The organism is Streptomyces sp. NPDC047974, assembly GCF_040653375.1.
Lineage (GTDB): Bacteria > Actinomycetota > Actinomycetes > Streptomycetales > Streptomycetaceae > Streptomyces.
In genome coordinates this window covers 84,205-104,266 of record NZ_JBEZNU010000003.1, presented here as the reverse complement: position 1 = coordinate 104,266, position 20,062 = coordinate 84,205, and the positions used below count along the sequence as shown (strand labels likewise).

The window sequence follows — 20,062 nt, the reverse complement described above, 5'->3', positions numbered from 1 at the left end:
CTTCCGTCCGTCACCCGGGACCTCAGTCCAGGGCGTCGAGCAGGCTCGCGTCGAACGGGGTGACGTCCGGCTGCTCCGGGATCGTCGTCTGCTCGCCGTCCTTGCCCTTGACGGTCTTCTTCGCGCCCTTCCTCGCCGCCTTCTTCTTCGCACGGCGCTCCTTGCGGAGCTCGACCATCGCGTAGAGGGTCGGGACGAGGAGGAGGGTCAGCAGGGTCGAGCTGATCAGACCGCCGATGACGACCACGGCGAGCGGCTGGGCGATGAAGCCGCCCTCGCCGGTGATGCCGAGGGCCATCGGCAGCAGGGCGAAGATCGTCGCCAGGGCCGTCATCAGGATCGGGCGGAGCCGGTGCCGGCCGCCCTCGACGACAGCCTCGACGACGCCGTACCCCTGGGCCCGGTACTGGTTGATCAGGTCGATCAGGACGATCGCGTTCGTCACGACGATGCCGATGAGCATCAGCATGCCGATCATCGCCGGGACGCCCATCGCGGTGCCGGTGGCGACCAGGAGGCCGATGGCGCCGGTGGCGGCGAACGGGATGGAGACCAGCAGGATCAGCGGCTGGATCAGCGACCGGAAGGTCGCCACGAGCAGCATGAAGACGATCGCGACGGCCGCGAGCATCGCCAGGAACAGGTTGAGGAAGGCCTCGCTCTGGTCCTCGGAGACACCGCCGACGGAGGCCGAGGCGCCCTCCGGCAGGTCGAGCTCGGCGATCTTCGACTGGAGCGCGGTGCCGACGGCGCCGGTGTTGTCCGTGGTCGGCTTGGCCGTGATCGTCGCCGCGCGGGCGCCGTCGATCCGGGTCATGGAGACCGGGCCGGGGACCAGCTCGACGGTGGCGATGTCACCGAGCTTCACCGGGCCGAGGGGCAGCGCCTTCAGCTGGTCGAGGGTGGTGGCCGGGGCGGCCGAGGTGATGAGGACGTCCCGCTCGGTGTCGTTCAGGGTGGCCTTGGCGGCGGGGGTGCCGCGGACGGCCTGGGCGACGATCATGCCGAGGGTGGCGTCGTCGAAGCCGGCGTCGGCCGCCTTCTCGTTGGCCCGCACCGAGATCCGCGGGACCGACTGGGAGAGGTCGCTCTGGACGTCGGTGACGTCCTTCAGCTCCGCGACGGCCTTCTGGACCTGCTCGGACGCCTTCCGGAGCAGCTCCCGGTCGCCGGCCTTCACGACGACGCTCAGGTCCTGGGCGGCGAAGCCGTCGCCGGCCGAGATCGAGGTGTCGCCGACGCCGTCGAGCTTCCCGAGGGCCGACTCGATGGCGTCGCGGGTCTTCTCGTACGAGGCGGACTCCTCCAGGGTCACCTGGAAGGAGGCCTGGTTGGCGCCGGTGCCGCCGCCGAAGGCCGCCATGAAGCCGGAGGAGCCGACGGTGACCTGGTAGTCCTTGACGCCCTCGGTGTCCGCGAGGACCTTCTCGATCTTCTTCGCGGCCTCGTCGGAGGCGTCCAGGGACGTCCCCGGCTCCAGCTTCTGCTTGACCGTCAGGACCGGCTGGTCGCCCTGGTCGAAGAAGTTGGTCTTCAGCAGCGGCGCCATGCCGAAGGTGACGACCAGGACGACGAGGGCGATGGCGACGCTGGTGAGGCGGCGGCGGGTGGCGAAGCGGAGGACCGGCACGTACGCGCGCTGGAGGCGGCTCTTCGCCTCCTTCTCCTCGGCGAGCCTGCGGGCCTCGTCCGGGTCCTCGGAGGTGCCCTTGGGGGCGCGCAGGAACCAGTACGAGAGCACCGGCACGACCGTCAGGGAGACGAGCAGCGAGGCCAGCAGGGCGGCCGTCACGGTGAGGCTGAAGGAGCCGAACAGTTCGCCGACCAGGCCGCCGACCAGGCCGATCGGCAGGAAGACGGCGACCGTCGTCAGGGTCGAGGAGGTGACCGCGCCGGCCACCTCCTTCACGGCCGTGACGATCGCGGACTGGCGGTCCTCGCCGTAGCCGAGGTGGCGCTTGATGTTCTCCAGGACCACGATCGAGTCGTCGACGACCCGGCCGATGGCGATGGTGAGCGCGCCGAGCGTCAGCACGTTGAGGGAGAGGTCGCGGGTCCACAGCACGATCAGCGCGAGGACGACCGAGAGCGGGATGGAGACCGCGGTGACCAGCGTCGACCGGATCGAGGCGAGGAAGACCAGGATCACCAGGACGGCCATGACGAGGCCGAGGGCGCCCTCGGTGGTGAGGCCGGAGATCGACTTGGCGACGGCCGGGCCCTGGTCGGAGACGACGGTCAGCTCGGCGCCCGCGCCCAGCTGCTCGCGCAGCCCGGGCAGCTTCTCCTCGACGGCCTCGGAGATGGCGACGGCGCTGCCGTCCTTGTCCATGGTGGCCATGACGGCGAGGCTGGGCTTGCCGTTGGTGCGGGTCAGCGAGACCCGGGCGGACTCCTCCTGCTCGACGGTGGCGACGTCGGCGAGCCGGACGGCCTTGCCCTGGGCGGGCTTGATGCGGAGGTCCTGGATCTGCCGGAGCGAGGTGTAGCCGCCGCCGACCTGGACGGTGCGGCTCTTGCCCGCCTCGGAGAAGGAGCCGGCGGGCATGGTGCCGCCGCCGTTGCGCAGGGCCTCGGCGAGGTTCATGGAGGTCAGGCCGGCCGCGGCGAGCTTGCGCTCGTCGGGGGTGACGGAGACCTGGAGGTCCTGCACACCGTCGATGCTGACCTGGCCGACGCCGTCGATGTCCTCCAGGGCGGGCACGACGGTCCGCTCCAGCTGGTCGGCGAGTGCCTGCTGGTCCTTCCCGGAGGTGGCGGCGAGGACGACGGTCGGGATGTCGTCGGTGGAGCCGGCCACGACCTGCGGGTCGACCGTGTCGGGCAGCAGGGCCCGGGCGCGGTTGACGGCCTGCTGGACGTCGGCGACGAGCTGCTTGGTCGACTCGTCCCCGTAGTCGAAGGAGGCCATGATGACGGCGCTGCCCTCGGAGGCGGTGGACGTGATGCCCTTGATGCCGTCGACGGCCTTGAGGTTGTTCTCCAGCGGCTCGACGACCTGCTTCTCGACCACGTCGGGAGAGGCGCCCTGGTAGGGGGCGATGATCGAGACCATCGGGAGCTCGATCGACGGGAACAGCTGCTGCTTCAGCTGGGGTATCGCGATCAGTCCGAAGACGATCGCGACGATGGACATCAGCCCGATCAGGGCCCGTTGCGCGAGGCTGAATCTGGACAGCCAGGACATGGGGTCTCTCTTCCGTGGCGTACTCGTCGGCAGGCGGCGGGCAGCCAGGAGCGCCCCCCAGCGCCCAGGATCGGCCATCCGGGGGACGGATTCCTCGCCCCCCGGGCCCGTTTCCGGGCCGGCGCGTACCGCGTATGGAGTACGCCGCCCGGTGGGGTCAGTCAACCCTCGGGCGTACCAGTCCCGTCTCGTACGCGGTGACCACCAGCTGGGCGCGGTCGCGGGCGCCGAGCTTGGCCATGGCGCGGTTGACGTGCGTCTTCACGGTGAGCGGGCTGACGTCGAGCCGCTCGGCGATCTCGTCGTTGGAGAGACCGCCGCCGACCAGGACGAGGACCTCGCGCTCCCGGGCGGTGAGCGCGGCGAGCCGGCCCGCGTCCACCCGGGCGCCGACCGGGTCGGCGGCGGCGCTCTGGGCGAGGAAGGTGGCGATCAGGCCCTTGGTGGCGGCCGGGGAGAGCAGCGCCTCGCCGGCGTGCGCGATCCGGATGGCGCCGAGCAGCTCCTCCGGTTCGGCGCCCTTGCCGAGGAAGCCGGAGGCGCCGGCGCGCAGCGACTCCACGACGTACTCGTCGATCTCGAAGGTGGTGAGCATGACGATGCGGACGTCGGCGAGTTCGGGGTCGGCGGTGATCGCGCGGGTGGCGGCGAGGCCGTCGGTGCCGGGCATCCGGATGTCCATGAGGACGACGTCGGGCCGTTCGCTGCGGGCGAGGGCGGCGGCCTGGGCACCGTCGGCGGCCTCCCCGACGACCTCCATGTCGGGCTCGGAGTCCACGAGCACCCGGAAGGCGCTGCGCAGCAGGGCCTGGTCGTCGGCGAGCAGTACCCGGATGGTCATCGTGCGTCCTCCCCCGGCTCCCGGGCCGTCCCGGGCGTCAGCGGCAGTATCGCCTGGACGCGGAAGCCGCCGCCGTAGCGGGGTGCCGCGGTGAGGACGCCGCCGAGCGCGGTGACCCGCTCGCGCATGCCGAGCAGTCCGTGGCCGCCGGAGGGCTCCGGGGCGGGTCCGGGCTGCGGGGTGCCGTCGTCGAGGACGGTGATCTCGACCGTACGGCCCACGAGGACGACGCTCACCTCGGCGCGGGCGTCGGGACCGGCGTGCTTGCGGACGTTGGTGAGCGCCTCCTGGACGATCCGGTACGCGGCGAGGTCGACGGCCGAGGGGAGCTGGCGGTCGGCGTCGGTGCGGGCCAGCGAGACCGGCAGCCCGGCCTTGCGGAAGCCGGCGAGGAGCCCGTCGAGGAGGGCGAGGCCGGGGGCGGGCTCGGTGGGGGCCTCGGGATCGCCGGACTGGCGGAGCAGGCCGACGGTGACGCGGAGCTCGTCGAGGGCGGAGCGGCTGGCCTCGCGGACGTGGGCGAGGGCCTCCTTGGCCTGGTCGGGCCGCTTGTCCATGACGTGCGCGGCGACCCCCGCCTGCACGTTGACCAGGGCGATGTGGTGGGCGACGACGTCGTGGAGGTCGCGGGCGATGCGGAGCCGTTCCTCGGCGACGCGGCGGCGGGCCTCCTCCTCGCGGGTCCGCTCGGCGCGCTCGGCGCGCTCCCGTATCGCGTCGACGAAGGCGCGGCGGCTGCGGACGGCGTCGCCGGCGGCCGCGGCCATGCCGGTCCAGGCGAAGACCCCGAGGTTCTCCTGGGCGTACCAGGGGGTCGGGCCGAAGGCCATGGCGGCGGCGGCCAGCGCGGTCATGGTGGCGAGGCCGACGCGCCAGGTGGTGGGGCGGTCGGTGCGGGAGGCGACGGTGTACAGCGCGACGACGACGCCGATGGTGACCGGGGCCGGGCGGGTCTCGCCGAGCAGCTCGACGAGGGCGAGCGCGGAGGTGAAGGCGAGGACCGCGAAGGGTCTGCGGCGGCGGAAGACGAGGGCGACGGCGGTGACGAGCATCATCCCGACGCCGAGGAGGGTGGGGACGCGGTCGCCGAAGGTGGGGCCGGTGGCGCTGCCGTGGGGGTCGGTGAAGGAGGCGGCGATCATCGCGACCAGGACGCCTCCGGCCAGGGCGGCGTCGAAGGCCAGGGGGTGGTCGCGGAGGCGGTCCCTCAGGTGGGTGGCCAGGTGGGTGCGGGTCACTGGGGAACGGTACGGGGTGGGCCGGGCGCGGGGAACGGGTGAGGGTCCGGGGGGGGCGGGTCCGGCGGCTCCGGCGCCGCTCGGTGCGCCGTCCTGTGCGCCCCCCTCGCCCCGGCGGGGCGAGGGCCCCCGCCTAGCCGGGGATCAGGCCGTCGTCGCTGAGCATGTCCCGGACCTCGTCCAGGGTCGCGTCCGGGGACGGGAGGATGAGTTCCGAGGGTTCCAGGGCGTCGTCCGGGAGGGGGGTGCCCACGGTGCGGACCGCGTCGAGGAGGGCCGCCAGGGTGCGGCGGAAGCCCTCCTCGTCGCCCGATTGCATCTCGCGCAGCAACTCGTCGTCGAGCTTGTTCAGCTCGGCGAAGTGGCTGTCGGCCAGCTCGCGCTGGCCCTCCCCCATGATCCGTACGATCATGACGCGTCCTCTGCCGGTCGGCTGCTGCTTCTACTGCTTGTCGAAGCGGGGGTGGTTCTGCTGCTGGTTCTGCTGCGGGGTGCCCGTGGCGCCGCCCTCGATGGCCTGCTGCCGGTCGGAGGGGCCCCCGGCCAGCTCCGCCTTCATGCGCTGGAGCTCCAGCTCGACGTCCGTACCGCCGGAGAGGCGGTCCAGCTCGGCCTGGATGTCGTCCTTGGCGAGCCCCGACTGGTCGTCGAGGGCGCCGGAGGCGAGCAGCTCGTCGATGGCGCCGGCCCGTGCCTGGAGCTGGGCCGTCTTGTCCTCGGCCCGCTGGATGGCGAGGCCGACGTCGCTCATCTCCTCCGAGATGCCGGAGAAGGACTCGGCGATCCTGGTCTGCGCCTGGGCTGCCGTGTAGGTGGCCTTGATGGTCTCCTTCCGGGTGCGGAAGGCGTCGACCTTGGCCTGGAGGCGCTGCGCGGCGAGGGTGAGCTTCTCCTCCTCGCCCTGGAGCGTCTGGTGCTGCACTTCGAGGTCGCTGACCTGCTGCTGGAGCGCGGCCCGGCGGGACAGCGCCTCGCGGGCGAGGTCCTCGCGGCCGAGGGCCAGTGCCTTGCGGCCCTGGTCCTCCAGCTTGGCGGACTGGCCCTGCAGCTGGTTCAGCTGGAGTTCGAGCCGCTTGCGGGAGGTGGCGACGTCGGCGACACCGCGGCGCACCTTCTGCAGCAGCTCCAGCTGCTTCTGGTAGGAGTAGTCGAGCGTCTCGCGCGGGTCCTCGGCCCGGTCAAGGGCCTTGTTCGCCTTCGCGCGGAAGATCATCCCCATACGCTTCATGACACCGCTCATGGGCTTCGCGCGCCCCCTTCTGACGGACTCGGCACCAGCTCTTCGTCAGGATCCACAGTACGGTCCCTGCCTCCATTACCGCACTGTTCGGAGCGGGATGCGCTCCTCCCCAAGGACGACTGCGGCACCTCCCGTCTCCGGCGGGAGGAGTAGAAGGATCTCGGGGAGACCCCTGGCATGCCCTGCGTCCTCGTGTGCGTACCGGTTACGACGCCGGCTGTGAGCGGATCGTTCCCTCCCGGACTGGGGTTCCATGCCCGCCACCCCGTACCCTTGGGTTTTGTGTTCCGTAGCCGTTCGAAGGATGAGAAGGCCCCCACCGAGAAGGTGACGGCGGACCTCTCCAAGCAGCCCCGCGACCCCGAGGCCCCCAAGGGCCGCCCGACCCCGAAGCGGAGTGAGGCCCAGACCCAGCGCCGTCGTGCGCAGAGCGCCCCGCTCGACCGCAAGGAGGCCGCCAAGCGCCAGCGTGAGGCGCGGCGAGCCGACCTCACGCGTCAGCGCGAGGCGCTGAACAGCGGTGACGAGCGTTATCTGCCGGCCCGTGACAAGGGCCCGGTGCGCCGGTTCGTGCGCGATTTCGTCGACTCGCGGTTCGCGATCGCCGAGTTCTTCCTGCCGATGGCCGTGGTCATCCTCGTGCTCTCGCTCTTCGGCAACACCAACCGTTCGCTGCAGAACATCTCGCTGCTGCTGTGGCTCGGTGTGATCGTCCTGATCATCATCGACTCCATCGGCATCTGGATCCGTCTGCGGAAGCAGCTGAGCGAGCGCTTCCCGAACGAGCCGAAGCGCGGCGCGATCGCCTACGGCCTGATGCGCACGCTCCAGATGCGCCGTCTGCGGCTTCCGAAGCCGCAGGTCAAGCGCGGAGAGCGGCCCTGAGCGCGGACGGCTCGGTCTCCGGCGGCCACGCGTTCGGCGTGGCCGCCACCGGGGCGGGCGCTCCCGTGCTGCCCGCGGTCGTCCACTGGCCCGCCGGTCACGGCGGGCTTCGGGACACCATCCGGCAGGAGATCGTCGCCCGGCAGGTCGACGAGCAGATAACCGGCCGCTACCCGGTGGGACAGCGGCTGAGGATCCTCGACGCGGGCATGGGGGCCGGCACGCAGGCGCTGCGGCTGGCCCGGGCCGGGCACACGGTCACGGGCCTGGAGTCCGACCCCGAGCTGCTGAAGGCGGCCCGGGAGTCGCTGGCGACCGAGCCGGCCGGGATCCGCGAGCGGGTCCGGCTCATCGAGGGCGACGGCCGCGAGACCGGCGTCCACTTCCTGCCCGGCAGTTTCGACGTGGTGCTGTGCCACGGCGTGCTCATGTACGCCGACGCGCCGGACGCGCTGCTCGCGGGCCTGGCCCGGATGCTGGCGCCCGGCGGTCTGCTCTCCCTGGTGGTACGGAACGCGGACGCCCTCGCCATGCGGCCGGGGCTCGCCGGGGACTGGGCGGGTGCGCTGGCCGGCTTCGACACGGACGTCTACCAGGACGACGACGGTGTGAAGGTGCGGGCCGACCGCCTCGACGGGCTCACGGCGACGCTCGCGGGGATCGCGGCGCCGCTGCACGCCTGGTACGGGGTGCGGGTCTTCACCGACGGCGTCCCGCCGGAGGCCGGTCTGCCGGCCGCCGAGGAGCTGGACCGGCTGCTCGCCGCCGAGGAGCGGGCGGGCCGGACGGATCCGTACCGGCGGGTGGCGGCGCTGCTGCACCTGTGCGGGGTGCGGGGCTGAGCCCGTCCCCCCGCGGTCCGAGGGCCGGTGCGCCGACGCGGCGCACCGGCCCTTCTCCGTATCGCCTGCTCCCGGTCCGTACCCCTGCCCGGTCTGCCGGGACGTACGCCTGATCGGTCTTCCGGGACGTACGCCTGATCGGCGGCGTCCACCGGGACGGGCGAAGGGGACGGAACGGATACTCCGGACATGGATGCCTCCCGTGCCCGCTCCCGTATCCGCTCCCGACGTCCGGTCCTGCCCGTCGTCGCGGGGGTCTGCGCCGTCGCGCCGGCCGTCGGGTGCTCGTCCGGCTCCGGTTCCGGCGCGGCCGACGCGCCCGAGCGACCCGCAGAGGGCTGCGGGCGGGCGACGTGATCACCCGGCTCGCCGCCGCCGACATCACGACGATCGTCTCGCTCGCGGAGTCCCTGGCGGACCGCAAGCCGGGAGACGAGGTGGACGTCATGTACGTGCGGGGCTCGGCGACCCGCAAGGCGGAGGTCACGCTCGGCGAGATGTGAGCGGACCCCGGCCCGCGGGCCGCGTGCGCGGTGCCGCTACTCCCCCGCGTCCAGGGGCATCGGGCCGTAGATCCTGACGGTGTCCTCGGAGAGGGTCGCCTGGTCGGCGCCGCCGGCGAGCAGGTCGCGCCAGTGCTCGCCCAGCCAGCTCTCGGCGTCGCCCTGCGTGGTGAAGTCCTCCGGGGTCACCACCGGGGTGACCTCCGTGCCGTCGGACTTCTCGAACCGCCACGTCCATGCCATGTCCGCCTCCTGGGGCTCACCGGATGATCGGTTTCCTGCCCGCAGCGTAGCCGGGCGAGCACCGCGCGCGGGGGCGCGGGAGGATTCAGAGCGTGGAACTGACTCTGCTCGGCACCGGCTCCCCGCTCGGCCTGCCCCGCCCCGACTGCCCCTGCGCGGTGTGCGCGTCCTCCCGCGGCGCACGCGCGCGTGCCGCGACCGCGCTCCTCGTGGACGGGGCGCTGCTCCTCGACCTCACCCCGGGGGCGGCGCTCGCCGCGGCCCGTGCGGGGCGTTCGCTGGTGGGGGTGCGGCAGGTGCTCCTGACGTATCCGCACGACGGTCCGCCGGTGGAGCTGCCGGCGGGGCTGCCGACAGCCGGGCGGGTGCCCGACGGGCGGGAGCTGACGCTGATCAGCGGGCACCGGGTGCGGGCGGTGCCGATGGACTCGCCGGGGACCGGCTACGAGGTGGTGTCGGCCGAGGGCGAGCGGCTGCTCTACCTGCCGCGCGGCGCGGCGCCGGCCGGGCTCGCGGAGAACCACCAGGAGCCGTACGACCTGGTGGCGGCGGATGTGACGGGCCGTCCCGACGCGTTGGCCCGGCTGCGGGCGAGCGGTGCGGTGGGGCCCGGCACGGAGGTGATCGCCGTCCACCTGGACCATGACGCGCCGGCCGGCGGCGAGCTGGACCGGCGGCTCGCGGCGGCCGGGGCGCGGGCGGTGCCGGACGGGACGGTGCTGTACCTGGGCGAGTACCACGAGCTGCCGGAGGTGCCGCGCCGGACGCTGGTGACGGGCGGGGCCCGGTCGGGGAAGTCGGTGGAGGCCGAGCGGCGCCTGGAGACCTTCCCCGAGGTCGTGTACGTGGCGACCGGCGGGACCCGCGAGGGCGACCCGGAGTGGGCGGAGCGGGTCAGCCTGCACCGGGAGCGCCGGCCGGGCTCGTGGCGCACCTCCGAGACCACCGATCTCGTACCGCTGCTCGCGGAGGAGGGGCCCGCGCTGCTGATCGACTGTCTGTCGCTGTGGCTGACGGACGCCATGGACCGGGTGGGCGCCTGGGACGACGACGTCTGGGCCGACGGCGGGCAGGCGGCGCTGCGGGAGCGGACGGCGGAGCTGGTGGCGGCGGTGCGGGCGACCCGCAGGACGGTGGTGGCCGTGACGAACGAGGTCGGCTCGGGCGTGGTGCCGGCGACGGCGGCGGGGCGGCGCTTCCGGGACGAGCTGGGGCGGCTCAACGCGGCCTTCGGGGACGAGTGCGAGCAGGTGGTCCTCGTGGTCGCCGGTCAGGCCCTGGTGCTGCGCGGGTAGGGTGCTGATCCTTGGGGCCCCGAAGGCGCCCGAGGCGCCCGAGGGGCCTCGGGAACCCCCGGGGCCCCGAGGCGACCAGCCCGTGCCGAACCTCGCTGATGCCACAAGGCGGAACCCCGATGGAACCCCTGCAGCCCCTGCACCCCCTGAACCTCGACGACTTCTCCGATCTGATCGAGCGCCCCGACGGCGGCATCCGGCGTGACGCCGAGGAGCGCCGGGAGCGGCTCGCCGTCCGCGCGGGCGCGCTCGGCCGCCTCGACGAGCTGGGCGAGTGGCTGTCGGCCGCCCAGTCGGCGGTGCGGGTGCGGGCGATCGCGCAGCCGAAGGTGGTCGTCTTCGCCGGTGACCACGGCATCGCCGCCCAGGAGGTGTCGGGCCGTCCTGCCGGGACCGCGCACGTCCTGGTCAGGGAGCTGCTCGACGGGGAGAGCCCGCTGGCGGTGCTGGCCCGCTCGATGGACGTGCCGGTGCGGGTCGTGGACGCGGGCCTGGACTGCGACCCGGAGCTGCTGCCGGAGTCGGTGACCCGGCACCGGGTGCGGCGCGGCAGCGGCCGGATCGACGTCGAGGACGCGCTGACGCCGGAGGAGACCGAGGCGGCGGTGCGGCTCGGGATGGCCATCGCCGACGAGGAGGCCGACTCGGGCACCGACCTGGTGGTGCTCGGCGATCTGAGCGTGGGCGGTACGACCCCGGCGTCGACGCTGATCGCGGCGCTGTGCGGCACGGACGCCTCGGTGGTGACGGGGCGCGGCGGCGCGGGGATCGACGACCTGGCGTGGATGCGCAAGTGCGCGGCGATCCGGGACTCGCTGCGGCGTGCCCGGCCGGTGCTCGGCGACCAGCTGGCACTGCTCGGCACGGTCGGCGGGGCGGACCTGGCGGCGACGACCGGCTTCCTGCTGCAGGCGGCGGTGCGGCGGATGCCGGTGATCCTGGACGGCGTGGTGGGCGCGGCCTGTGCGCTGGTGGCGCAGCGGGCGGCGTTCCGGGCGCCGGACTGGTGGCTGGCGGGCCAGGTGTCCGGGGAGCCGGCGCAGGCGAAGGCGCTGGACCGGATGGCGCTCAACCCCCTGCTCGACCAGGGCGTCCTGGTGGGTGAGGGAACCGGGGCACTGCTCGCGCTTCCCCTCGTCCGGGCGGCGGCGGCGCTCGCCGCCGAGCTGCCCGAGCGCCCGGAGCCGACCGCCACGGGCGCGACCGCCCCCGCCGGGGCGGTCTGACGGGGAGCGCACCACCGGAATCGGTGAGGCCCGGAGGCGGCCGTCCGCGACGCGCGGACGGCCGCCTCCGGCGTCGCCGCATGACAAGCGGTGCCCCATATGATCGCTTTTCATGGGAGAGGTCCGTTTGTCCGCCGAAGGAACGCCCCGGGGCACCGACCGCTCGCGGCGGAGTGCCGCGTTCGCCGTCTGGTACCTCCGCGCCGTCACGTTCGTCAACCTCCTGAGCGCCGTCTGGGTCTCCTTCGGACAGGACCTGCGCCGGCACAACGAGGACGACTACTTCACGCCGTACATGCTGACGGCGGGCTTCGCCTCCGGCGTCTTCACGCTCTTCCTGGCGATCACCATGCGCCGCCGCAAGCGGGCCGCCTGGATCCTCAACACCGTGCTGTGCGGGCTGTTCCTGCTGCTCTTCGCGCTGGTGATGATCTTCCCCGAGGTCCGGCAGCACGCCCAGAACTGGATCTCGCTGACCCTGACCGCGGCCTTCTTCGTCGCGCTGCTGCTCGGCCGCAAGGAGTTCTACGCGAAGGGCGACCGCTCCAACCCGCTGCTCGCGGCGGCCGTCGCCGTCGGCGGCCTGCTCGTCACCTCGCTGCTCGCCGCCCTCCTGGTGACCGTCACCAACACGGCCACCGGCACCTCCACCTTCCTGGAGCGCTGGCGGTACGGCGTGATGCGGCTGATCACGCTGGCCGCGGACGACTCCCGCTTCCCCGCCATCACCACCCCCGGCTGGGTCGACGTGGCCATCAACGTGATGTCCACGCTGCTGCTCTTCGCGGTGCTCTTCGCCGCCTTCCGCTCCCGCCGGGCGGTCGACCCGCTGACCGAGGAGGACGAGGAGCGGCTGCGGGCGCTCCTCGACAAGCACGGGGAGCGGGACTCGCTCGGCTACTTCGCGCTGCGCCGCGAGAAGAGCGTGGTCTGGTCGCCGAGCGAGAAGGCCGCCGTCGCCTACCGGGTGGTGGGCGGGGTCTCGCTCGCCTCCGGCGACCCGATCGGCGACCCCGAGGCCTGGCCGGGGGCGATCGAGCCGTGGCTCGCCGAGGCGCGGGAGCACGGCTGGATCCCGGCGGTGATGGGCGCGAGCGAGGAGGCCGGGGTGATCTACGCCCGGCACGGTCTCGACGCCCTGGAGCTGGGCGACGAGGCGATCGTGGAGACCGCCGAGTTCACCCTGGACGGTCGGGCGATGCGGACCGTGCGGCAGGCGTACAACCGGGTCAAGAGGGCCGGGTACGAGGTGCGGATCCGGCGCCACGACGCGATTCCCGCCGAGGAGATGGCGGAGCTGCTGCGCAAGGCCGACGACTGGCGGGACGGCGCCACCGAGCGCGGCTTCTCGATGGCGCTGGGCCGGCTCGGGGACCCGCGCGACGGGCAGTGCGTGATGCTGGAGTGCACCGACGGGACGGGCGAGCTGCGGGCGCTGCTCTCCTTCGTGCCGTGGGGACCGAAGGGGCTCTCGCTCGACCTGATGCGACGTGACCGGGACTCCGAGAACGGGCTGATGGAGTTCATGGTGATCGAGCTCCTCCAGCGGGCGAAGGAGATCGGGATCACTCAGGTCTCACTGAACTTCGCGATGTTCCGTTCCGTCTTCGAACGCGGCTCCAAGCTCGGCGCCGGACCGGTGCTGAGGCTGTGGCGCTCGCTGCTCGGCTTCTTCTCCCGCTGGTGGCAGATCGAGTCGCTGTACCGGGCCAACGCCAAGTACCGACCGATCTGGGAGCCGCGTTTCATGCTCTTCGAGAAGAGCGCCGACCTGCCGCGCATCGGCATCTCCGCCGGCCGCGCCGAGGGCTTCCTGGAGGCGCCCGGGCTGCCGAACTGGATGCACCGCAAGCATCTGGCGGGCGGGCGTTGAGCTCCGTGCGGCGGTTCGCCCGGCGCGAGTGGGGGCCGCTGCTCGCCACCGTACGGGGAGAGCTGTCGGCCCGGCGGTGGGGGGCGGTGCCGCTGACGCTGTCGGCGGTCTGCCTCACCGCGGTGTTCCAGTTCACGCAGAACCAGGAGTGGGGGTACGGGCCGGTCCAGGCGATCGGCGCCGTACGGGCCGAGGACCCGCTGTGGCTCGCCCTGCTGCGGACCCCGCTCTCGCTCTTCGTCCCCGCGCTCGACCTGCCGGTCTGGGGCGCGCTCGCGCAGGTCCTGCTGGTCTTCGGGATCGCGGAGCTGTGCCTCGGGCGGTGGCGGACGCTGGGGATCGCGTACCTGGCGACGCTCTGCGGGACGCTGTACGCGCGCGTGGGCATCGCCCTGGGCCCCGACACCCCCTTCGGGCTGCCGGCCTCCGACGCGCGGGTGGTGGACACCGGTCCGTCGGCGGCGGTGGTCGGCCTCGCCGTCTACGTGTGCTGGCGGAAGCGCGCGTACTGGACGGGCGCGGCCGTCGTGGTGGCGATGGTGGTCGAGGTGGTCGTCAAGCCGAACCTCGCGGGCAAGGAGCATCTGGCGGCCATCGCCGGGGTGCTCGCGCTGATGGGCTTCCTGGCCTGGCGGGAGCGGGGTCAGGGGGTGTCGGAGCCGCGGCCCGGGACGCGTTCCTGGAAGCCGCCGATCAGGTCCTGAACCCTCCGCCGCACCCGGGTCCAGCGTTTGTCGTGGCGGTAGGCGCGGACCGTGCCACGCGCGCGTGCCCGGTGGCAGCGGCGGTAGAAGTGCCGCCACCACCAGGAGCCGGGGCGGGCGAGGCGGACGGCGCCGACGATCGCCACGAACGGCACGAAGACCCCGACGAGTGCCATCCGCAGCTTGCCCTTGACCAGGGTGACCAGGATGAACAGGAAGTTCAGGGCCAGGGTGAGGAGGAAGCCCACCCGGTCCTGGCGCTCCTCCTCGGTGACGTCGTCGACGCCGAGCGGCGAGAAGCCGCTGAGCGGCAGCAGCACGAGCGCGGCGGTGAGGACCACGACCTCGACGCTCTGCCGGCCCTCCTCCGACCAGTACACGTCGTCGAGATGGAGGATGAGCGCGAACTCGTCCAGGACGAGCCCGGCGCCGACCCCGAAGACGACGGCGAAGGCCGCGGCGCCGAGGCCGTGCCGGCCGCTGGCGACCGCGCCGAAGCCGCCGAGCACGGTGAGGACCACGCCGGGCACGACGTGATGGATGTGGACCCCGCCCGAGGAAACGTTCCGGAACGGGCCCTTCCCGGCGCGGATCAGCCGGGTGACCGTCCGGGTGACCAGGAAGGTCAGGACGAACGAGGTCAGCGCGAGGAGCATCGGCAGCTTCCCCGGCTCCAGGATGTTGCGGGAGAACCAGTGACCCATGCCACCCCGTTCCGAAACGCACCTCTTGTCCGATAGGCGCAATCTACCGTCCTGATCCGGCGATTACCCTGCCCGGATGGACGGCCTGCGTTTCGCCTTCGGCACCCTCACCGTGTTCCCCGCCCGCATCACCCGCTGGGACCGGGACGCGGCGCGCGCGGGCATGCTCTGCGCGCCGCTCGCCGGACTCGTCGTCGGCCTGGTCGCCGCGGCGGCCGGCGGAGTGCTCCTCCCCCTCGGCTCGGGCCCCCTCGTCGCCGCGGTCGTCACCGTCGCCGTCCCCGCCGTCCTCACCCGGGGCCTCCACCTCGACGGCCTCGCCGACACCGCCGACGGCCTCGGCAGCGCCAAGCCGGCCGAGGACGCGCTGCGCATCATGAAGCAGTCCGACATCGGCCCGTTCGGCGTCATCGCCCTCGTCCTCGTCCTGCTCGCGCAGGTCGCGGCCGTCTACGAGCTGTACGGGCAGGGCTGGGCGCACGGAGCGGTCGCCGCCGTCCTGGCGGCCACGGTCGCCCGGCTCGCCCTCACCCACGCCTCCCGGCAGGGCGTCCCCGCGGCCCGGCCCGAGGGCCTCGGCGCGATCGTCGCCGACACGGTGCCGGTCCGCTCCGCGACCCTCTGCACCGCCGCCGTCCTCCTCCTCGCCGCCGCCTCCGGCCTCCTCCTCTCCTCGTACGACGCCGTCCACGCCGTCCTCGCCGCCGGCGCGGGCCTGGCCGCCGCCGCGCTCCTCCTCCGCCGCTGCGTCCGCCGCTTCGGCGGCGTCACCGGCGACGTCTTCGGCGCCGTGGAGGAGACGGCCGCGACGGCGACCCTGGTGGCGCTGACGCTGGGCTGAGGCTCAGCAGGACTGGCGCCAGGCGTCGAGTGCGTAGCGTTTGCGGAGGGAGCTGAGGCCCAGTTCGCGGGCCTGGGGGCAGAACTGGGACGGGGTCAGCTCGTACTCGGCGTGGAAGACGGGTTTGTCCGCGGCGACGAAGGGGGCCAGGAGCTCGCACTCGGCGTACTGGGCGCACTGCTCGTTGACCGCGAAGTCGAAGTCGGGGAGGAGCTGGGGGATCTGGTCGAGGTCGTTCTTGAGGCCGACGGCCAGGCCGCGGTCGTGGGCGAGGCGGGCGATGAGCCGGTTGTAGGCGAGCTGGTCGGCGGCGGTCAGGGGGAAGCCGGTGCGGTTGCGGTAGCCGTCCATGTTGTCGGGTTCGACGGCGTCGAAGCCCTTGGCCCGGCACATGTCGATGCGTTCGGCCATGAGGGGTTCGAGGACGTCGGTGCGGCGGATGTCGAGCCAGCGTTCGCCGGCCCAGCCGTTGCTCCTGCCGAGGACGGACTTCGGGAAGCGGTCCGCGTCGGGGCGGAAGTCCTCCCACGCGCCGGTGGAGAGGTAGCAGATCACCTTCCGGCCGCGGCGGTGCAGGTCGGCGACGGTGGCGGCCGGGTGGTCGAAGCCGTCGATGTCGTAGACGGGGACGTCGACGGCCGGGTCGAGCCGGCCGCTGAGCTGCCACTGCCAGGCGAGCCCGGCCGTCGGCCGCCAGCGTTCCGCCTCCTCGGGCTTGGGGTCGGGGGCGGAGGTCGTGGTGCAGGCCGTGGCCAGCAGGAGGAGGGCCGCCAGAAGCGGCAGGAGGCGTCTCACCGGGCCGGCTCCGGGATCCCGTGCGGCAGGGTCCCCCAGGGGTGGGCGCCCGTGCCCGGCACCGCGCAGTGGATCTCGGTCGCGGGGCGGAAGCCGGGCGGGGCCGCGTAGACGAGGTGGCAGTGGTGCGGGGCGGCCGGCGGGTCGAGGGTGCGGTAGGTGTCCCAGGGGCCTTCGAAGGTGACCAGCAGGTCGGCGAGTTCGGCGTATCCGTCGTCGGGGTGGGTGCCGTGGTTGAGGACGAGGGTCGCCGCGCCGGCGGCCCGCGCGGCGACGGCGAGGCGGCGGTAGTGCGGGAGGGCCTCGGGCGCGGTGGCGACCTGGTCGAGGAAGGCCCCGTCGGCGCCGTACCAGTCGCGGTGGCGGAGCAGGTCGGCGACGACCTCGGCGTGCGGGCGGCGGCCGTAGGCGGTGTCCGCGTAGCCGAGGATCCGCACCCCGGCGGCGCGCAGCCGCTCGGCGGCCTCGGCGAAGGCCGGGTCGGGGGCCTCGCCGGCGCCGTCCGCCGGGTTGAGGACGACCCCGTGGAGGGCCGGCGCGGCCGCGAGCAGGGCCGCCCAGCCCTCGGGGCGGTCGGCGGGGTGCTCGTAGAACGGCACCAGGAGGGAACGTTTCACGGGCGGTGCCCTTCTAGAGGCGGTGGGCGGTCGGTCGTACCAGCAGAGCACGGGTGAGGACGGCCAGCACGACGGCCGCCGCCCCGGCGGCGAGCGTGCCCGCCGCCGGTTCCAGGGTCTGCGCGGCGGCGGCCAGCAGGCAGACGGCCGCCGCGCCGAGGACGGCGCCGAACGCCTGGAGGAGCAGCCCCAGCCAGAGCACGGTCCCGAGGAGCAGCAGGGTGAGCAGGCGCTCCGGCGTCGGCCAGGGGGTGTCCGGCCAGAGGAGGGTGGCGGCGAGGAGGAGACCGAGGAGCACGGTCAGGTAGCCGCCGAGGCAGAGGGCGAGGGTGCCGGTGACGGCGCGGCGGAACTCGCGGGCGGTGGTGAGGGTGCGCAGCCGCGCGAGGCTGCCGCCGCGGAAGCGGTGCAGCAGCCATTCGGCGGGCCCCATGGAGAGGGTGAGCGCGATGACCGCGCCGCTGCCGGTGGCGAGGGCGTCGCCGAGTCCGGCGTACAGCACGAGGACGCCGCTGCCGAGGCCGAAGAGGCCGTACGGGACGGAGGCCGCGAGCGGCGGTCCGCCCCGCCCGGCGGCGCCGCGCGCGGTGCCGGGGCGCAGCGCGTGGGCGGCGACCAGGCAGGCGGCGGTGAGCGAGAGGACCGGCAGGGCGACGCGCAGCGGGCCGGGCAGGTCCCAGCGGAGGGCGGGGAGGGCGCCGAGGAGCGGCAGCAGGGCGGCGAGCAGGGCCCGTTCGCGGCCGAGGACGAGGAGGACGGTGGCGGCGCCGAGGTAGAGGGACTGGCCCGCGGCGAAGACGGCCGCGGGGAGTTCGCCGTCGCGGGCGGCGGCGAGGGCGACGGCGGTGCCCGCGAGCGCGCCGGCCGGGGCGCCGTTGAGCAGGGCGCGGGCGGCGGCGGCCCGGTCGCCGAGGCCGAGCCAGGTGTGGGCGCGGTGGGAGAGGGCCTGGTTCCAGACCCAGCCGGTGACGGCCCCGGCGAGCAGCGGCACGGTGCCGGCGGGGAGCCCGTACCGCCCCTGCGGTCCGGCGAGCAGCGGTCCCGCGAGGACGTAGGCGAGGCCGGGCAGCGCGAAGACGAGGCCGCGCAGCAGGCAGGCGCCGAGCCCTTCGGCGGGGCCCGGGCCGCTCGGCTCCTTCCCGGGCGGCCCGGGGTGGCGCCGCGCCACGCGCGCGTACAGGTCCTCGGCGAGCGCGAAGGAATCGTTCCGCCCGTAGGTCAGCCGGATGTGGTCGTCGGTCATGCCGTCCGATTCGAGCAGCGCGGCTATCTCGTCCGGATGCACGGCCTCGGCCACGAACGCGTCGAGCCGGCCGGCCAGCACGTCGAGCGGGTCGGGCGCGGTGCCCGGTCCGGCGGCCGGGCCGGCGGGCGGTCCTCCGGCGGGGGGTGCGTGCGGGGGGCGGTGGCCCGGGCGGGGGAGGACCGGCAGGGACGGGGGCGTGGTCGGGGGTTTCAGCCAGAGGGAGCCGCTCATGCCGGGGTGCCTTCGGGGATTCGGGGCGCGCCTCGGCGCGGGGACGGGATGCTGACGCGCAGCGGCGGGGCGGCGGCGGGCGCCGAGGCGGCGCGGGGGGCGGCGAGTTCGCGGTAGATGCGGCGGAAGCCGTCGACCGAGCGGTGCAGGGTGAACTCGTCGATCACCCGCTGCCGGGCCTGCCGGCCCAGCTCGGCGCGGCGGGCGCCGTCGCGCAGCAGGGCGGAGGCCGCGGCGGCCATGACGGCCGGTTCGCGGGGCGGGACGACGACGCCGGCGTCGCCGACCGCCTCCCGGACCCCTCCGACGTCCGTCGACACGGTGGCCCGGCCGCAGGACATGGCCTCGATGAGGGAGAAGGGGAAGCCCTCGCTGATGGAGGAGAGCATCACCACGCTGCCGGCCGCGTAGGCGGAGGGCACGTCGGAGACGCGGCCCTCGAAGGAGACGCCGTCGGCGACGCCGAGTTCGGCGGCGAGCTTCTCCAGGAGGGTGCGGTAGTCCTCGTTCCCGGCGGGGACGGGGCCGAAGAGGCGGAGCCTCAGCTCGGGGAGCTCGGCGCGGCAGATCGCGTACGCCCGGATCAGGGTCTCCAGGTCCTTGATCGGGTCGATCCGGCCGCACCAGCTGAGCGTGGGGGTCTCGGGTTCGGGTCCGGCCTCGGGGAAGAGGGCCGGGTCGACGCCGTTGTAGACCGTGCGGATGCGGTCGGCGGGGGCTCCGCCGCGCTCCTCCCAGCGCCGGTTGTACTGGTTGCAGGGGGTGATGAGGTCGGCCTGGCGGTAGCCGAGGGAGTTGAGCTCGCGGTAGAAGCCGAGCATGAGGGCCTTCACGGGCCAGCGCTGCGCCTCGGTGCGGTAGCCGAGGTAGCGCTCGCGGAGGTAGATGCCGTGTTCGGTGAGCAGGAAGGGCACCCCTTCGAAGTGCTGCGCGGCGAGCGCGGGCAGGGTGGCGAGGCCGCTGGAGACGGCGTGCGCCACGCTGCCGTCGGCTATCCGGGCGCCGAGCGGCCGCAGCGCGTGTTCCAGCAGGTCGGTGGCGGTGAGGGCGTCGTGGACGGTGGGCCCGGCGGCACGCGTCGGCAGGTGCGGCATGGTCCAGATCCACATGAGGGAGCGCAGGGCCGCCTCGGAGCGCAGGGCCGGGGTGAGCCGGCCCTCGCGGGCGAGGGCGGCCAGCTCGTACAGGGGGCCGGCGAGGTCGTGGCCCGCGTCCGGGTCGAGCAGGGCGAGCAGGAAGTGCTCGTAGGAGGCGAGGAAGCGGCGGCGTTCGCGCCCCCGCGGGGGCCGGCGCGCCCGGGTGGGCGCGGCCGGTCCCCGCGGATGGCCCCAGAGGGGGAACGCGGTGTGCCGGGTGATGTTGGGCGGCAGCTCCCAGGTGACGGGTTCGCGGCCGCTGCCGGTGAGGGCGAGGATCTCGAAGGTGACCTCGGGCATGCCCCGGACGAGCTGGTCGCACCAGGTGCTGACGCCGCCGTGGACGTGCGGGTAGGTGCCTTCGGTGAGCATGGTGACGTGACGGCCACTGCTCGGCATGGTGTGTGTTCCCCCC

20 protein-coding genes are annotated in these 20,062 nt (G+C 74.0%); 9 read left to right on the top strand and 11 right to left on the bottom strand.

Features of this window, described 5'->3' with window-relative positions:
- Positions 1 to 22: 22 nt before the first annotated feature.
- From AB0E19_RS06200 to AB0E19_RS06180, 5 genes are all read right to left on the bottom strand, one after another.
- The gene (locus AB0E19_RS06200; RefSeq protein WP_362174088.1) at positions 23 to 3,187 is read right to left on the bottom strand and encodes an efflux RND transporter permease subunit; all 3,165 of its coding nucleotides are present in this window, start codon (positions 3,185 to 3,187) and stop codon (positions 23 to 25) included.
- 157 nt (positions 3,188 to 3,344) lie between these two features.
- Positions 3,345 to 4,028, bottom strand: a complete 684-nt coding sequence (locus AB0E19_RS06195; RefSeq protein WP_362174085.1) for a response regulator transcription factor — start codon at positions 4,026 to 4,028, stop codon at positions 3,345 to 3,347.
- Positions 4,025 to 5,266 (bottom strand): histidine kinase, encoded by a 1,242-nt coding sequence (locus AB0E19_RS06190; protein WP_362174082.1) that lies wholly within the window; start codon positions 5,264 to 5,266, stop codon positions 4,025 to 4,027. The genes AB0E19_RS06195 and AB0E19_RS06190 overlap by 4 nt, the downstream gene beginning before the upstream one ends.
- A gap of 133 nt (positions 5,267 to 5,399) precedes the next feature.
- Positions 5,400 to 5,678, bottom strand: a complete 279-nt coding sequence (locus tag AB0E19_RS06185; protein WP_362174079.1) for a hypothetical protein — start codon at positions 5,676 to 5,678, stop codon at positions 5,400 to 5,402.
- Between the two features lie 30 nt (positions 5,679 to 5,708).
- Entirely contained in the window at positions 5,709 to 6,506 is a 798-nt protein-coding gene (locus AB0E19_RS06180) for a PspA/IM30 family protein (protein WP_362174076.1), read from the bottom strand.
- A gap of 282 nt (positions 6,507 to 6,788) precedes the next feature.
- Here AB0E19_RS06180 and AB0E19_RS06175 point away from each other — a divergent pair, with 282 nt between their 5' ends.
- The 4 genes from AB0E19_RS06175 to AB0E19_RS06160 all read left to right on the top strand — a co-directional run bounded on the left by AB0E19_RS06175 (position 6,789) and on the right by AB0E19_RS06160 (position 8,736).
- Positions 6,789 to 7,391: a DUF3043 domain-containing protein gene (locus AB0E19_RS06175; protein WP_362174073.1), complete on the top strand. Its 603-nt coding sequence runs from the start codon at positions 6,789 to 6,791 to the stop codon at positions 7,389 to 7,391.
- Between the two features lie 119 nt (positions 7,392 to 7,510).
- Positions 7,511 to 8,233 (top strand): methyltransferase domain-containing protein, encoded by a 723-nt coding sequence (locus tag AB0E19_RS06170; protein WP_362174886.1) that lies wholly within the window; start codon positions 7,511 to 7,513, stop codon positions 8,231 to 8,233.
- A 189-nt stretch (positions 8,234 to 8,422) separates the two neighbouring features.
- Positions 8,423 to 8,590 (top strand): hypothetical protein, encoded by a 168-nt coding sequence (locus AB0E19_RS06165; RefSeq protein ID WP_362174070.1) that lies wholly within the window; start codon positions 8,423 to 8,425, stop codon positions 8,588 to 8,590.
- Positions 8,587 to 8,736 carry a hypothetical protein gene (locus AB0E19_RS06160; protein WP_362174067.1) on the top strand — a complete coding sequence of 50 codons (150 nt, stop codon included), beginning with the start codon at positions 8,587 to 8,589 and terminating at the stop codon, positions 8,734 to 8,736. The genes AB0E19_RS06165 and AB0E19_RS06160 overlap by 4 nt, the downstream gene beginning before the upstream one ends.
- A gap of 36 nt (positions 8,737 to 8,772) precedes the next feature.
- On the opposite strand, the gene AB0E19_RS06155 is transcribed toward AB0E19_RS06160, so the two are convergent.
- Complete coding sequence (locus AB0E19_RS06155) at positions 8,773 to 8,979, bottom strand: hypothetical protein (protein ID WP_362174064.1); 207 nt, start codon at positions 8,977 to 8,979, stop codon at positions 8,773 to 8,775.
- 92 nt (positions 8,980 to 9,071) lie between these two features.
- Between AB0E19_RS06155 and AB0E19_RS06150 the strand changes: the two genes are divergently transcribed.
- From AB0E19_RS06150 to AB0E19_RS06135, 4 genes are all read left to right on the top strand, one after another.
- Positions 9,072 to 10,274, top strand: coding sequence for a bifunctional adenosylcobinamide kinase/adenosylcobinamide-phosphate guanylyltransferase (locus AB0E19_RS06150; protein ID WP_362174061.1), 1,203 nt, complete (start codon positions 9,072 to 9,074; stop codon positions 10,272 to 10,274).
- Between the two features lie 146 nt (positions 10,275 to 10,420).
- On the top strand, positions 10,421 to 11,500 hold the full coding sequence (gene cobT, locus AB0E19_RS06145; protein ID WP_362174883.1) for a nicotinate-nucleotide--dimethylbenzimidazole phosphoribosyltransferase: 1,080 nt from the start codon (positions 10,421 to 10,423) through the stop codon (positions 11,498 to 11,500).
- A 112-nt stretch (positions 11,501 to 11,612) separates the two neighbouring features.
- Positions 11,613 to 13,373: a phosphatidylglycerol lysyltransferase domain-containing protein gene (locus AB0E19_RS06140; protein WP_362174058.1), complete on the top strand. Its 1,761-nt coding sequence runs from the start codon at positions 11,613 to 11,615 to the stop codon at positions 13,371 to 13,373.
- Positions 13,370 to 14,077, top strand: coding sequence for a hypothetical protein (locus AB0E19_RS06135; RefSeq protein ID WP_362174055.1), 708 nt, complete (start codon positions 13,370 to 13,372; stop codon positions 14,075 to 14,077). Before AB0E19_RS06140 ends, AB0E19_RS06135 begins: the two co-directional genes overlap by 4 nt.
- On the opposite strand, the gene AB0E19_RS06130 is transcribed toward AB0E19_RS06135, so the two are convergent.
- Positions 14,017 to 14,781 carry a hypothetical protein gene (locus tag AB0E19_RS06130; protein ID WP_362174052.1) on the bottom strand — a complete coding sequence of 255 codons (765 nt, stop codon included), beginning with the start codon at positions 14,779 to 14,781 and terminating at the stop codon, positions 14,017 to 14,019. The two genes, AB0E19_RS06135 and AB0E19_RS06130, sit on opposite strands and share 61 nt — an antisense overlap.
- A 76-nt stretch (positions 14,782 to 14,857) precedes the next feature.
- Between AB0E19_RS06130 and cobS the strand changes: the two genes are divergently transcribed.
- A complete protein-coding gene (cobS, locus tag AB0E19_RS06125) occupies positions 14,858 to 15,622 on the top strand; it encodes an adenosylcobinamide-GDP ribazoletransferase (protein ID WP_362174049.1) in 765 nt (254 codons plus the stop codon).
- A gap of 3 nt (positions 15,623 to 15,625) precedes the next feature.
- Here the strand turns inward: cobS and AB0E19_RS06120 are convergent, their stop codons facing one another.
- The 4 genes from AB0E19_RS06120 to pelF are packed head-to-tail and all read right to left on the bottom strand — an operon-like array spanning position 15,626 to position 20,046.
- On the bottom strand, positions 15,626 to 16,417 hold the full coding sequence (locus tag AB0E19_RS06120) for an endo alpha-1,4 polygalactosaminidase (protein ID WP_362174046.1): 792 nt from the start codon (positions 16,415 to 16,417) through the stop codon (positions 15,626 to 15,628).
- Positions 16,414 to 17,034, bottom strand: coding sequence for a spherulation-specific family 4 protein (locus AB0E19_RS06115; protein ID WP_362174043.1), 621 nt, complete (start codon positions 17,032 to 17,034; stop codon positions 16,414 to 16,416). Before AB0E19_RS06115 ends, AB0E19_RS06120 begins: the two co-directional genes overlap by 4 nt.
- Before the next feature lie 13 nt (positions 17,035 to 17,047).
- Positions 17,048 to 18,511: a hypothetical protein gene (locus AB0E19_RS06110; RefSeq protein ID WP_362174040.1), complete on the bottom strand. Its 1,464-nt coding sequence runs from the start codon at positions 18,509 to 18,511 to the stop codon at positions 17,048 to 17,050.
- The gene (gene pelF, locus AB0E19_RS06105; RefSeq protein WP_362174037.1) at positions 18,508 to 20,046 is read right to left on the bottom strand and encodes a GT4 family glycosyltransferase PelF; all 1,539 of its coding nucleotides are present in this window, start codon (positions 20,044 to 20,046) and stop codon (positions 18,508 to 18,510) included. Before pelF ends, AB0E19_RS06110 begins: the two co-directional genes overlap by 4 nt.
- Between the last annotated feature and the right edge of the window lie 16 nt (positions 20,047 to 20,062).

Bases quoted from the DNA above. Each gene is read 5' to 3' on its own strand.
- AB0E19_RS06200 (WP_362174088.1), bottom strand. From the start codon at position 3,187: ATGTCCTGGCTGTCCAGATTCAGCCTCGCGCAACGGGCCCTGATCGGG.
- AB0E19_RS06195 (WP_362174085.1), bottom strand. From the start codon at position 4,028: ATGACCATCCGGGTACTGCTCGCCGACGACCAGGCCCTGCTGCGCAGC.
- AB0E19_RS06185 (WP_362174079.1), bottom strand. From the start codon at position 5,678: ATGATCGTACGGATCATGGGGGAGGGCCAGCGCGAGCTGGCCGACAGC.
- AB0E19_RS06180 (WP_362174076.1), bottom strand. From the start codon at position 6,506: ATGAGCGGTGTCATGAAGCGTATGGGGATGATCTTCCGCGCGAAGGCG.
- AB0E19_RS06165 (WP_362174070.1), top strand. From the start codon at position 8,423: ATGGATGCCTCCCGTGCCCGCTCCCGTATCCGCTCCCGACGTCCGGTC.
- AB0E19_RS06155 (WP_362174064.1), bottom strand. From the start codon at position 8,979: ATGGCATGGACGTGGCGGTTCGAGAAGTCCGACGGCACGGAGGTCACC.
- AB0E19_RS06140 (WP_362174058.1), top strand. From the start codon at position 11,613: ATGGGAGAGGTCCGTTTGTCCGCCGAAGGAACGCCCCGGGGCACCGAC.
- AB0E19_RS06130 (WP_362174052.1), bottom strand. From the start codon at position 14,781: ATGGGTCACTGGTTCTCCCGCAACATCCTGGAGCCGGGGAAGCTGCCG.
- cobS (WP_362174049.1), top strand. From the start codon at position 14,858: ATGGACGGCCTGCGTTTCGCCTTCGGCACCCTCACCGTGTTCCCCGCC.
- AB0E19_RS06110 (WP_362174040.1), bottom strand. From the start codon at position 18,511: ATGAGCGGCTCCCTCTGGCTGAAACCCCCGACCACGCCCCCGTCCCTG.
- pelF (WP_362174037.1), bottom strand. From the start codon at position 20,046: ATGCCGAGCAGTGGCCGTCACGTCACCATGCTCACCGAAGGCACCTAC.